Below are 11,785 nucleotides of genomic sequence, written 5' to 3'. Positions count from 1 at the left end.
CAGCGGTGGGTGCGCCGGTCGCCGCCGAGTGCGTCGAGGACAGGACGCCGCCGCCCCCCGACGCGCGAGTCGGCTCCGGCCGTGATCGCCCGCGACCGCGGCGCCGGGCGCCCAACGAAGCGCGATCGTCGCGACATCGAGCGGCTCCGCGGATTCTGACCGGGCCCGGTCACGGCGCGAGCGCGCGCAGGCGCTCGAGCAGCCCCTCCGCCGCCTCGTCGAGGAAGCGCTGCTGAAGCTCGTCGCCGACCTGGACCAGCGCGATGTCGGTGAAGCCCGCCTCGAGGTAGGGCACGACGCTCTGCGCGAGCTCGTCGAGATCGGGGCCGCAGGCGATCTGCTCGGCGACGTCCTCCGGACGGACGAACTGGCTCGCCCCCGCGAAGCCCGCCGGCGTGGGCAGATCGGAGTTGACGGCCCAGCCGCCGGCGAACCAGCGGAACTGCTCGTGCGCGAGGGTCACTCCCCGCTCCCGGTCAGGAGCCCAGCAGATCGGGATCTGCCCGATCGTGCGCGAGGGGGCAGCGTCGGCGCCGCGGACCGCAGTCCATTGCGCGATGAGCTCGGGATCGGGATCGGTGGTGATCAGGTGGTCGCCGATCGGGGCGAAGCGCTCGATCGACTTCTGGCCGGAGACGGCCAGGCCGATCTCGACCGGTGTGTCCGGCAGGTCCCAGATCCGCGCGGAATCGACTCGGAAGTACTCGCCCTCCCAGGTCACCAGCTCGCCGGTGTGCAGCTCGCGGATCAGGTGCACGGCCTCCTCGAGCATGTCCTGCCGGACGGCGACCGAGGGCCAGCCCTCACCGACGACGTGCTCGTTGAGGTTCTCGCCCGAGCCGAGGCCGAGGGTGAAGCGGTCGTCCGAGAGGATCGCGAGCGTCGCGGCCTTCTGGGCGACGACCGCCGGGTGGTAGCGGATGGTCGGCGCCGTGACGTAGGTGGTCAGGTCGATGGTCGATGTCGCCTGGGCGACCGCGCCCAGCAGCGTCCAGGCGTAGGAGGCGTGCCCCTGCTCGGTCAGCCAGGGCGAGAAGTGGTCGCTCGAGACCGCGAAATCGAAGCCGAGCCTCTCGGCGTCGACCGCGTAGCCGACCAGCTGCTTGGGCCCGCTCTGCTCGGTCATCAGGGTGTAGCCGAATCTCGCCATCGTCCGTCCTCGTTCCGCTCGTCGTCGTGGGATGCCCGGGTGGGGCACCTCCCCATCGTGATCCGCGGGCGGCGGGCGCGCTAACCCCTTGCCCCGGTCGCGGTCGGCGGCTAGCAGAGCGGATCAGACGAAGCGGATGCGGTTCTGCACGCGGGTGCGCACCTCGAACGACTCGCCGTATCCGCCGAGACGCGGGTCGTCGGTGCCGGAGCGGAGCAGCTGCGGCAGCAGCGAGCGGCGGATGACGACCGCGCCCTGGTGCCGGCCGCGCTCCACCTGCTCGAACGGCTGCTCCAGCGCCTCGTCCGGGACGACGACCACGCTCGCTGAGAATCGCACGCCGAGCTCGCGGCCGAGCCGGCGCGCGGCCTTCGCGAGCACGGCGATCGGCTTCTCGTCCTCGGCGATGCCCGCGCCCACGATCTCGCCCTTGCGGACGCGGACGGGATCGCCCCAGTCGGCCGAGGTGAGCGCGAGCAGCCCGGCCGGGCCGAGAACGAGATGGTCGATCTTGAGGCCGCCGTCGCCCACGGCCACGTCGTTCCAGATCGTGTAGGCGATGCCGAGGGCGCCGACGAGCGCGGCTGTCGCCTCCTCGGCCTGCGCCTTCGCGAGCCACGAGCGCACCTCCCGCGGGGCGGAGCGGACGATCGCCGGGTCGAACGGATCATCGGTCGCGACTCCACGGCCCAGCCACTCGCGGACGAGACGCAGGTAGTGCTCGCGAGCGGCGCCGCCGGGGTGGCCGTAGGAGCGGGCGCGCACGGCGGAGGCGGTCGGCGGGCGGGGCGAGCCCGTGTACGGCGACTGCGGCGAGGCGGTACCGGGAGCGGGAGCGCCCCGGTCGTAGTCGCTGCGAGCGGAGGCACTGCCGATCCTCTCCCAGGCGAGCTGCACCTCGTGGAAGGAGGCGGCGTCGCCTCCGGTGTCGGGGTGCGTCTCGCGCAGGAGCCGACGGTAGGCCCGGCGCAGCTCGTCGTCGGACGCCGTGGCGGCGACGCCCAGCACCTCGTAGGGGGTGCGGGCGGCGTGGCTGTCGGGCATGGGCTTCCGGGAGGGTCGGGGCGGAGGGACCTCCGAGTGTATCGACGACGGCCGAGCGCTCGATGGGAGCGGGCACGGTGCAGGCTCGGAATCCGGGGCGCCTGGACCCGGCGCTCAGGCGCGCGCGAGCAGCTCGCGCACGCGCGGGATCACCTGCGTGCCGTAGAGCTCGATCGCGCGCATGATCGCCGAGTGCGGCAGCGTGCCCGCGCTGTACTTCAGGTCGAAGCGGTCGATGCCCAGCGCAGAGACGGTGCCCGCGATCTTGCGGGCGACCGTCTCGGGCGATCCGAGGTGGATCGCCCCGTCGGGCCCGACTCCTCGTCGAAGCGCTCGCGCGTCATCGGCGACCAGCCGCGCTCGCGGCCGATGGCGTCCATCATCGCCCTGTGGTGCGGGTAGTAGAGCTCGCGCGCCTCCTCGTCGGTCTCGGCGACGAAGCCCGGCGAGTGCACGGCGACGGGGAGGCGGGGCTGCTCCAGCTGGTCGAGCGCGCGTCCGAAGAGATCGACGTAGGGACGGAAGCGGGCGGGCGAGCCGCCGATGATCGCGAGCACCAGCGGGAAGCCGTGGCGCGCAGCGCGGACGACGGATTCGGGGCTGCCGCCGACGCCGACCCACGTGCGCAGGTGCCCGTTCTCGACCGTCGGGAAGACGCGCTGCTCGGTCAGCGCGGGGCGGGTGGTGCCCTGCCACGTGACAGGGCCGCCCTGGATCAGAGCGTGGAAGAGCTCGAGTTTCTCCTCGAAGAGGACCTCGTACTGCGTGAGGTCGTAGCCGAAAAGGGGGAAGGACTCGGTGAAGGAGCCGCGGCCGAGGATGACCTCGGCGCGACCGCCGGAGAGCCCGTCGAGGGTGGCGAAACGCTGGTAGACCCGCACCGGGTCGTCGGAGGAGAGGACGGTCACTGCGGAACCGAGGTGGATCCGCTCGGTGCGGGCGGCGATGGCGGCGAGCACGACGTCGGGTGCGCTGACGGCGAAGTCGGCTCGGTGGTGCTCGCCGATCCCGAAGAAGTCGATGCCGACGGAGTCCGCCAGCACGCCCTCCTCGACGACGTCGCGGAGCACCTGGCCGTGCGGCAGGAGGCTGCCGTCGGGGCTGGCCGTGACGTCTCCGAACGTGTCGACGCCGAACTTCACTTCATGCATACTCATAGATCTCTGCAACCTCCGGCGACGGACGGCTATTCCTCCGGGACCTCGGCGACGAGTCCGGCGGCGATCGCCGGCTCCCGGTACGCGCGCCCGAGGGACGCGACGCTGTCGTGGGCGTTCAGGCCGCTCGGGTTCGGCAGGACCCAGAGCGGAACACCGGCGATGTCCTCCTCCTGACGGCCCTGCTTCGCGTCGCGCCGGCCGAAGGCGGCCCGGTAGGCGGTGATGCCGACCATCGCGACGGCGGCGGGACGGACGCGCTCGACGGTGGCCACGAGGCGCCCGGCTCCGGCTCGCAGCTCCCCGGTCGTCAGTTCGTCGGCCCGAGCCGTGGCTCGGGAGGCGAGGTTCGTGATGCCGATCCCTCGCGAGACGAGGGCCTGGCGGTCGGTCGCGCTCATCCCCTCCGAGACCCGCAGCGGATGTTCGAGGATGCCCGCGGCGACGAGCGCCGGGTAGAAGCGGTTGCCGGGGTGCGCGAAGTGGGCGCCGGTCGCGGCCGTCCAGAGGCCGGGATTGATGCCCACGAAGAGGAGGCGGACCTCGTCACCGAGCAGATCCTCGACCGTGCGGTCCCGGAAGGAGGCGAGCTCGGCGCGGGTGAAGGGCATGCCCTCATCCTGCCGTGCGGCGCCGGCGCAAGTCCTCTCGGCCGGCTCGCGCGAGTGCCAGCATGAGGGCATGACGAACGCATCCCAGGACCACCCGATCCAGCACGGCAGCGACGACGCGCAGCTCGACGAGAAGCTGCGCGGAGTCCTGCTGCAGGTCGCCGGCGACGCCGAGCTGCGGCCGGAGGAGGACGTCGAGGCCCTGCTGCGCCAGCGCCTGCGCGACACGAAGATCTCGATCGCCGAGGAGGCGATCCCCGGACTCGCCGCGCGCATTCCCAGCCTGACGCGGCGCGGCGGCGGAGACCTGACCCCCGGGGCGCACTGACTCCGCCCAGCCGCTACTCCGGGACCGCCGGACCCTTGCGGTGGTGATCGAACACCAGGCTGGTCCGCGTGGAGGCGACCGCCGGGTGCGCCGAGAGGTTCGAGACCACGAAGTCGCGCACGTCGTTCGAGTCGCGGACGGCGACGTGGATCATGAAGTCCTCGGATCCGCCCAGGAAGAACAGCTGCACCACTTCGGGGAGGGCGCGGATCTCCTCCGCGAACCGGGTGATCGCCTGCCGCTGCCCGACGCGGATGTTCACGCTGATGAGCGCCTGCAGCGTCAGTCCGAGAGCGGCCGGGTCGAGTTCGGCGGTGAAGCCGGTGATGACGCCGCGCTCGACCAGAGCGCGAACGCGGGTGACGCAGGTCGACGGAGCGATCCCCGCCCGCTCGGCGAGGCGGCTGTTGGGGGTGCGCGCATCGGCCCGGAGCAGGCGCACCAGCGTGCGGTCGACCGGATCGAGGTCGTCGAGGTCGTGCAGATCCTTCGGTCGCATGCGCCCGCTCTCCTCCTGAGCCGCGGCTTCTGCGGAAGGATCGCGGCCTGCTGATCGATCATGCGGAAAACCCCCGCACAGGAGACGATCTTTGCACGATAGGAGCAGTGCCGGCGCAGGATCGGCGTCCACCGCCCGCCCTCGGGCCGCAGCGAAGGAGCCGCCGTGCGCGTCGGGATCCCCACCGAGATCAAGAACAACGAGAACCGTGTCGCCGCCACACCGGCCGGTGTGCACGAGCTGGTCCGCCGGGGGCACGAGGTGCTCGTCGAGGCGGGGGCGGGCCACGGCTCGCGGGTCCGCGACGAGGACTTCGCGGCGGCCGGCGCGCGCATCGCGACCGAGCCGGACGAGGTCTGGGGCGAGGCCGATCTGGTGCTCAAGGTGAAGGAGCCGATCGAGGCCGAGTACCCGCGGATGCGGCGCGGCCAGGTGCTCTTCACCTACCTGCACCTCGCCGCCTCGCGCCCCTGCACCGACGCTCTGCTGCGCGCGGGGACGACCGCCATCGCCTACGAGACGGTCCAGCTCGCCGACCGCCGGCTCCCGCTGCTGTCGCCGATGAGCGAGGTCGCGGGCCGGCTCTCGATCACGGTCGGCGCCTACCACATGATGAGCGCCACCGGAGGTCGCGGAACCCTCCTGGGCGGCGTGCCCGGTACCCCCAAGGCGAAAGTCGTCGTGATCGGAGGCGGCGTCGCCGGCGAGCATGCGGCGGCCAACGCGCTCGGGCTCGGCGCCGATGTGACGATCGTCGACCTTTCCCTCCCCCGCCTCGGCGAGCTCGAGAACCGGTTCCAGGGGGCGATCCAGACCCGCGCCTCCTCGGCCTACGAGATCGCGGCGCAGCTCGCCGACGCCGACCTCGTCATCGGCTCGGTCCTGATCCCCGGCGCGAAGGCGCCCAAGCTCGTCACCGACGAGATGGTCGCGTCGATGAAGGCGGGCTCGGTGCTCGTCGACATCGCCATCGACCAGGGCGGCTGCTTCGAGGGCTCGCGCCCGACGACGCACGACGACCCCGTCTTCGCCGTGCACGACAGCGTCTACTACTGCGTCGCCAACATGCCGGGAGCCGTGCCCGAGACCTCGACCCGCGCGCTCACCAACGCGACGCTCCCGTACGCGATCGCTCTGGCCGATCGCGGCTGGGAGGCGGCACTCGCCGCCGATCCCGCGCTGGCCCGCGGACTCAGCACACACGACGGGCAGGTGACCAGCGCCTCCGTCGCGGCCGCCTTCGACCTGCCTGCGACGCCGGTGGAGTCGCTCCTGCACTAGCTGCAGTGCCCCGCACCAGCTGCAGTTCGGCGCCGGCTGCAGGTCCGCGGAGCGGTGGCCCGGCCGGGGTGAGCCTCGCGATTCCCGGCAGAGCGCCCTCGCCAGGAAAGGCCTGCTAGACGCCCTGCGGTGAGGCGCCGGCCGGGGCGAGGCCGAGCCGGTCGAGGATCTCGGTGATCTCCTCGTCGGGCGCGCGCCCCACGTCGACCAGGACGTGGAACTCGTCGTCGTCGAGCGGCTCGAGCGCGTCGAACTGCGAGTCGAGAAGCGTCGTCGGCATGAAGTGCCCGACGCGGGAGGCGAGGTGCTCGCCGATGCGGTCGCGGGAGCCAGCGAGGTGGGCGAAGACTAGGTCGTCGCGGCGCAGGACGTCGCGGTAGCGGCGGCGCAGAGCCGAACAGGTCACGACGACCGGGCGCCCGGCCGTGACGCGCTCATCGACCACCCGGGCGATCTCGGCGAGCCACGGCGCGCGGTCCTCGTCGGTGAGCGGGACCCCGGCGTGCATCGTGTCGACGTTCGCCTGCGGATGCAGGTCGTCCCCCTCGAGGAACTCCCAGCCGAGCCGCTCAGCCAGGAGCGACGCGACTGTCGACTTGCCACTGCCGGAGACGCCCATGACGACGACGACGCGGACGGGGACGGTGGGCAGAGCGGTCATCAGATACCTCCTACGAAGAGACCGATCACGAGGACACCGGCGAGGCCGGTCACCGAGACCAGGCACTCCATCACGGTCCAGGTCTTGAGGGTCTGGCCGATGCTGAGTCCGAGGTACTCCTTCACCAGCCAGAAGCCGGCGTCGTTGACGTGCGAGAGGAACACGGAACCGGCGCCGATCGCGAGCACCATCAGCGCGACCATCGGACCGTCCATCGACTCGGTCAGCGGCTGGAGGATCCCGGCCGCCGTCACCGTCGCGACCGTCGCCGAGCCCGTCGCGATGCGGATCACGACCGCGACCAGCCACGCCAGCAGAAGCGCCGAGGCCCCGCTGCCCTCGGCCAGCTGGGCGACCACATCGCCGATGCCCGTGTCGACGAGGACCTGCTTGAAGCCTCCGCCCGCGCCGACGATGAGCAGGATGCCTGCGATCGGCGGGAGCGAGCTCGAGAGCGAGGCCTGCAGCTCGGCACGGTCCATCCGGCCGCCGCGGCCGAGGAGCACGAGGCCTGCGAGCAGCGCGATGCCGAGCGCGATGGTCGGGGTGCCGAGGAAGTCGAGGGCACCCTTCCACGCGTCGGTGGATCCGGGGGCGGCGATGTCGGCGACGGCCTTGCCGAGCATCAGCACCACCGGGAGCAGGATGCTGACGACCGCGACGACGAACCCGGGGCGGTGCTCGCGGGTCTCCCCCGCTCCCTCTCCGAAGAGCGGAGGCGTCTCGACCGGCGCCCAGCGCGCGGCCAGCCGGCCGAAGAGCGGGCCGGCGACGACCACCGTCGGGATGGCGACCAGGACTCCGAAGGCGAGGGTCACCCCGAGGTTCGCGCCGAGCGCGTCGATCGCGACCAGCGGCCCCGGGTGCGGCGGAACGAGGCCGTGCATCACCGAGAGGCCGGCGAGCGTCGGGATCGCGACCTTCATCAATGGCAGGCCGCTCCGTCTCGCCACGAGGATCACGACGGGGATCAGGAGCACCAGGCCGACCTCGAAGAACATCGGCAGGCCGATCAGCGCGCCGACGAAGCCCATCACCCAGGGCAGCGCGCGGACGCTGGAGCGGGCGACGAGGGTGTCGACGATGCGGTCGGCGCCTCCGGAGTCGGCGAGGAGCTTGCCGTACATCGCCCCGAGGCCGATCAGGATGCCGACACCGCCCATCGTGTTGCCGAAGCCCAGGGCGAAGCTCGCGACCGCGTCGGAGGCGGCCATGCCGCCGACGAGGCCGGTCGTGAGAGCGCCGATCAGGAGCGAGACGAACGGATGCAGTTTGAGCCAGGTGATCAGCACGACGATCACGGCGATGCCGAGGATCGCGGCGAGGATCAGCTGTCCCTGCGGAGCGGTGGCCGCTGCCTCCTCGCCTGCGGCGGCGCGGAGAGCGGTGAGGGTCGATGTCATGAGCGTCCTTGATCGGTGCGGCGGTCAGCGGACAGCAGTGCTGCTTTTGTCCGACATAACCTGCGTGCCCCGATCATGCCCGAAGATCGTCGGCGGCGCGACCCCCGCCGATGGCAGGATGACCGCATGCCCGCGCCGCCGCCCTCGCTGCACCTCTCGGTCCTGGACGAGCTCGGCTCCCAGATCGTCCGCGGCGAGCTGGCGCCCGGGAGCACGTTCAGCGCCGACGAGCGGGCCGAGCGCCGCGGAGTCTCGCGCTCCGTGATGCGCGAGGCCGTGCGCGTCCTCGAGACGCTGGGCCTGGTCACCTCGCGGCGGCGCGCAGGGACGCGGGTGCAGCCTCCGGAGCACTGGAACGCGCTCGACACCCGCGTGGTCGCCTGGGGGCTGGACGGACCGGACCGCCGCCGGCAGCTCCACCAGCTGAGCGAGCTGAGGCTGGGAATCGAGCCGCTCGCAGCCCGCCTCGCCGCGACGCACGCGACTCCCGAGCAACGACGGACGCTCACGCACGCGGGAGAGACGCTCGCGCAGCAGTCGCGCGCCGCCGACCAGGCCGCGTACCTCGCCGCCGACACGGCGTTCCACCGTGCTCTGCTGGACGCCTCCGGCAACCGCATGCTCGCCCAGCTCGGCGACCTCGTCGCCGAGGTGCTCGCGGGGCGGACCCGGAACGCGCTGATGCCCCGGGAGGCCGACTCGACAGCGGTGCGCCTGCACCGGGCGGTCGCCGCGGCGATCGCGGCCGGCGACGGTGAGGAGGCCGAGGCGGCCATGCGGGCGATCGTCGAGGAGGCGGACCGCGCGGTCCAGGAGACCTGACGCCCCTTGCACCCGACGCGCGCCGAGCGCACAGTGGACCCATGGTCGAGGGATACACGTCCGCGCAGGTGCGGGCAGCGGAGGCACCGCACCTCGCCCGCCGCGAGCCGCTGATGCAGCGGGCGGCCGGCGGTCTCGCCCGCGAGCTGCGGCTGATCCTCGCCGGACGGCGCGACCACTCGGCGCCCGGCACGGTGCTCGTCCTCGTGGGCCCCGGCGACAACGGCGGCGACGCACTCTACGCAGCGGCGGAGCTGGCCGCCTCCGGGATCGACGTGACCCTCGTTCTCGCCGCAGAGCGCGCGCACCGCGGCGGCCTCGCCGTCGCCCTGGACGAGGGCTGCGCACGAGTGCCCGACGGCGACACCAGTGCTCTCGCCGCCGCGATCGCGCGCTCGGACGTGATCGTCGACGGGATCCTCGGCATCGGAGCGACGGAGCCAGCGCTGCGCGGGCGGCCCAGAGAGGTGGTCGCCGCCGTCCTCGACGCCCTGGGCCGGAGGGCGGAGCGCCCGGCGATCGTGGCGGTCGACCTGCCGAGCGGCATCCATCCGGACGACGGTTCGGTGCCCGACAGCACCGTCCTCCGGGCCGACGTGACGGTGACCTTCGGGGCGATCAAGGCCGGTCTGCTGCTGCCGCCCGGCGACTCGTACGCGGGCCGGGTGCGCCTGATCGACATCGGGCTCGGCCCGGACCTGGCCGGGGTGGAGCCGGCGGTCCGCCGCTGAGACGCGACGGGCTCGCCGGCGCTGAGCCGTGACGCTCAGGCCGATGCCAGCAGGTGCGCCTTCTCGGGATGCTGGTCGAACCACTGGCCGACGTACCAGCACATCGGCACGATCGCCCGTCCACCGCGCGCCTCCACGTCGTCCACAGCGAAGGCGACGAGCTCGCCGGCGAACCCGCGGCCGCGGAACGGCGGAGTGGTGAAGGAGCGCACGAGTGAGACGCTCGCCTCGTTCTCGCGGTAGTCGAGCACTCCCACGAGGGCGCCGTCGAGATGGAGCTCGTAGCGCGACGCGTCGTCCGCCCGGAGGAAGTCCTTGGCCATGCCTCCCAGACTAGGACGGCTCAGGGGCTCACGACCCGTCGCCGAGCATTTCGCCGTCGAGGTAGAGCCAGCGCCCGGTCTCGCGCACGAAACGGCTCCGCTCGTGGACCAGACCGGCCCCGGCGGGCGAGTGGTAGGAGGCGCGGAACTCGACGAGCCCCTCCTCATCGCCCTCACCTCCGCCCACCGTGTCGACGATCTGGAGGCGGCGCCAGCGCACGTCGTCGTCGAGGTCGATGCGAGAGGGCCGGGTCGAGGGGTGCCAGCTGGCCAGCAGGTAGGGCGCGCTGCCGAGCACGTTGGCGCTGAAGCGGCTGCGCATCAGGCGCTCCGCGGTCGGGGAGGGCTCCTCGCCGAGGTGGGCGGGACGGCAGCAGTCGGCGTAGTGCCGACGGCTTCCGCACGGGCAGGAGTCGGCGGGGTGCATCCGCTCAGTGTGGCAGGCGGAGCGGGAGCGGCCGGCGGAGCGGGGCGGCGCCCGGGTGTGCATCCCCTCCACATCCGCCGGGGTGCCTTGAGGACGGGAACGGTTCTCGGCAACGTTGCCCCCTCATCGACCACGGACGGAAGGAACGACCCGATGCTCACGCTCACCGACAACGCCAGCACCGTCGTCAAGACCATCACCGGACAGACCGAGACCCCCGTCGAGGGCGGCCTGCGCATCAGCGGCACCGACCTCGACGCCCGCAACTTCGCGGTCGCCGTCGCGGCGGCCCCCGAGACGACGGACGCCGTCGTCGAGAAGGACGGAGCGCGCGTCTTCCTCGACGTCGCCGCCTCCGTCGCCCTCGGCGACAAGGTGCTCGACGCCCAGGTGGACGAGGGCGGCGGCGTGAGCTTCGGGGTCACTCCGCAGGACTGATCGCGCGGTCCCTCGGCCGGCCACCTCGACCGCTCAGCGGGAGGGGCGGCCGGCCGTCGTCGCAGGGGCCGACGGGAGGTGACGCGGCTCAGGAGAGGATGTCGCGGGTGGTGAAGCGCCCGATGGCGAGCGAGCCGAAGACGGCGACGTAGGCGAGCTGCAGGAGGGCGTTCTCGCCGAACGAACTCCATGCGATCGGATCGCGCAGCAGATCGGCGAAGTCGAACCAGCGGTCGGTCAGCAGGAACGGGTGCAGAGCATCGAGCTGCGAGAGCGACCCGACGATCTGCGACGCGATCGAGACGACGACGGTCGCCGCCATCGCCCCCACCGGAACGTCGGTCAGCGTCGAGAAGAAAAGCCCGACGGCGACGAGAGCGACCAGCGAGAGCGCCGCGTAGACCGCGATCACCAGCGCCCGACCGATCGCGTCGACGAGCGGCACAGTGCTGCCCGAGAGGAGGGTCACCGGCCCCGCGGGGAAGAGCACCAGCCCGATCAGGATGCCGACGATCATCACCGTCAGCGCCGCCGCCAGGCAGAAGGCGACGGAGGCGATGAACTTGACCGCGAGCAGCCGCACTCGACCGACAGGGGTCACCAGGAGGTAGCGCAGCGTGCCGAGCGAGCCTCCCCCGCGATCGCGTCGCCCGAGACGACTCCGACGGTCAACGGCAGGAACAGGGGCACGGCGACGGTGATCGCCGCGAAACCGGCGAAGAGCCCGTTGCCCGCAATGGCGCTGACGAAGACCGGGCCGGCGCCCCCGCCTCCGGACAGCCGCACTGCGACGGACAGGAGGATCGGGATCGCCGCGAGTGCGGCCAGCAGGGCCCACGTGCGGCGGCGGCCGAAGAGCAGGGCGAGCTCCGAGAGCAGCAGGGGGCCGACCCCGGTGCGGCGGCGCACC

At 72.6% G+C, this 11,785-nt stretch carries 14 protein-coding genes and 3 pseudogenes; 6 read left to right on the top strand and 11 right to left on the bottom strand.

Annotated elements, in window-relative coordinates; genetic code table 11:
* Positions 1 to 159, top strand: a pseudogene (locus ACH61_RS18450) (RNA-binding S4 domain-containing protein); the annotation flags it as partial.
* A 10-nt stretch (positions 160 to 169) separates the two neighbouring features.
* Here the strand turns inward: ACH61_RS18450 and ACH61_RS11345 are convergent.
* The 4 genes and pseudogenes from ACH61_RS11345 to ACH61_RS11330 form a co-directional block, all read right to left on the bottom strand.
* Positions 170 to 1,150 carry a TIGR03557 family F420-dependent LLM class oxidoreductase gene (locus ACH61_RS11345; RefSeq protein ID WP_068212171.1) on the bottom strand — a complete coding sequence of 327 codons (981 nt, stop codon included), beginning with the start codon at positions 1,148 to 1,150 and terminating at the stop codon, positions 170 to 172.
* A 123-nt stretch (positions 1,151 to 1,273) separates the two neighbouring features.
* Positions 1,274 to 2,194 carry a J domain-containing protein gene (locus ACH61_RS11340; protein WP_068212169.1) on the bottom strand — a complete coding sequence of 307 codons (921 nt, stop codon included), beginning with the start codon at positions 2,192 to 2,194 and terminating at the stop codon, positions 1,274 to 1,276.
* Between the two features lie 114 nt (positions 2,195 to 2,308).
* Positions 2,309 to 3,345: pseudogene (locus ACH61_RS11335) on the bottom strand (LLM class flavin-dependent oxidoreductase).
* A gap of 35 nt (positions 3,346 to 3,380) precedes the next feature.
* Positions 3,381 to 3,962: a mismatch-specific DNA-glycosylase gene (locus ACH61_RS11330; RefSeq protein ID WP_068212167.1), complete on the bottom strand. Its 582-nt coding sequence runs from the start codon at positions 3,960 to 3,962 to the stop codon at positions 3,381 to 3,383.
* A 70-nt stretch (positions 3,963 to 4,032) separates the two neighbouring features.
* On the opposite strand from ACH61_RS11330, the gene ACH61_RS11325 reads away from it, so the two are divergent.
* On the top strand, positions 4,033 to 4,290 hold the full coding sequence (locus tag ACH61_RS11325; protein WP_132505168.1) for a hypothetical protein: 258 nt from the start codon (positions 4,033 to 4,035) through the stop codon (positions 4,288 to 4,290).
* A gap of 13 nt (positions 4,291 to 4,303) precedes the next feature.
* On the opposite strand, the gene ACH61_RS11320 is transcribed toward ACH61_RS11325, so the two are convergent.
* Positions 4,304 to 4,789 carry an Lrp/AsnC family transcriptional regulator gene (locus ACH61_RS11320; RefSeq protein WP_068212163.1) on the bottom strand — a complete coding sequence of 162 codons (486 nt, stop codon included), beginning with the start codon at positions 4,787 to 4,789 and terminating at the stop codon, positions 4,304 to 4,306.
* 165 nt (positions 4,790 to 4,954) lie between these two features.
* Between ACH61_RS11320 and ald the strand changes: the two genes are divergently transcribed.
* On the top strand, positions 4,955 to 6,070 hold the full coding sequence (ald, locus tag ACH61_RS11315; RefSeq protein WP_068212160.1) for an alanine dehydrogenase: 1,116 nt from the start codon (positions 4,955 to 4,957) through the stop codon (positions 6,068 to 6,070).
* A gap of 115 nt (positions 6,071 to 6,185) precedes the next feature.
* On the opposite strand, the gene ACH61_RS11310 is transcribed toward ald, so the two are convergent.
* Positions 6,186 to 6,731, bottom strand: a complete 546-nt coding sequence (locus tag ACH61_RS11310) for a gluconokinase (protein WP_068212158.1) — start codon at positions 6,729 to 6,731, stop codon at positions 6,186 to 6,188.
* Positions 6,731 to 8,134, bottom strand: a complete 1,404-nt coding sequence (locus ACH61_RS11305; protein ID WP_068212157.1) for a GntP family permease — start codon at positions 8,132 to 8,134, stop codon at positions 6,731 to 6,733. The genes ACH61_RS11310 and ACH61_RS11305 overlap by 1 nt, the downstream gene beginning before the upstream one ends.
* Before the next feature lie 126 nt (positions 8,135 to 8,260).
* Here ACH61_RS11305 and ACH61_RS11300 point away from each other — a divergent pair, with 126 nt between their 5' ends.
* Together ACH61_RS11300 and ACH61_RS11295 are read left to right on the top strand one after the other, a co-directional pair.
* Positions 8,261 to 8,956, top strand: coding sequence for a FadR/GntR family transcriptional regulator (locus ACH61_RS11300; protein WP_068212155.1), 696 nt, complete (start codon positions 8,261 to 8,263; stop codon positions 8,954 to 8,956).
* 41 nt (positions 8,957 to 8,997) lie between these two features.
* Entirely contained in the window at positions 8,998 to 9,687 is a 690-nt protein-coding gene (locus tag ACH61_RS11295) for an NAD(P)H-hydrate epimerase (RefSeq protein WP_068212153.1), read from the top strand.
* A gap of 35 nt (positions 9,688 to 9,722) precedes the next feature.
* Here the strand turns inward: ACH61_RS11295 and ACH61_RS11290 are convergent, their stop codons facing one another.
* Both ACH61_RS11290 and ACH61_RS11285 read right to left on the bottom strand, forming a co-directional pair.
* Positions 9,723 to 10,010 carry a GNAT family N-acetyltransferase gene (locus tag ACH61_RS11290; RefSeq protein WP_068212151.1) on the bottom strand — a complete coding sequence of 96 codons (288 nt, stop codon included), beginning with the start codon at positions 10,008 to 10,010 and terminating at the stop codon, positions 9,723 to 9,725.
* Between the two features lie 28 nt (positions 10,011 to 10,038).
* On the bottom strand, positions 10,039 to 10,437 hold the full coding sequence (locus tag ACH61_RS11285) for a YchJ family protein (protein ID WP_068212172.1): 399 nt from the start codon (positions 10,435 to 10,437) through the stop codon (positions 10,039 to 10,041).
* 153 nt (positions 10,438 to 10,590) lie between these two features.
* Between ACH61_RS11285 and ACH61_RS11280 the strand changes: the two genes are divergently transcribed.
* Positions 10,591 to 10,875: a hypothetical protein gene (locus ACH61_RS11280; RefSeq protein ID WP_068212145.1), complete on the top strand. Its 285-nt coding sequence runs from the start codon at positions 10,591 to 10,593 to the stop codon at positions 10,873 to 10,875.
* Between the two features lie 88 nt (positions 10,876 to 10,963).
* Here ACH61_RS11280 and ACH61_RS19090 read toward each other — a convergent pair whose 3' ends face one another.
* Together ACH61_RS19090 and ACH61_RS19085 are read right to left on the bottom strand one after the other, a co-directional pair.
* On the bottom strand, positions 10,964 to 11,476 hold the full coding sequence (locus ACH61_RS19090) for a hypothetical protein (RefSeq protein WP_330220161.1): 513 nt from the start codon (positions 11,474 to 11,476) through the stop codon (positions 10,964 to 10,966).
* Positions 11,473 to 11,785 (bottom strand): annotated as a pseudogene (locus ACH61_RS19085) (ABC transporter permease); the annotation flags it as partial. The gene ACH61_RS19090 and the pseudogene ACH61_RS19085, both read right to left, overlap by 4 nt.

It is taken from the genome of Rathayibacter tanaceti, assembly GCF_001634385.1.
Taxonomy (GTDB): domain Bacteria; phylum Actinomycetota; class Actinomycetes; order Actinomycetales; family Microbacteriaceae; genus Rathayibacter; species Rathayibacter tanaceti.
Note: the sequence above shows the minus strand (reverse complement) of the source record. Positions and strands in the feature narration are given on the sequence as shown.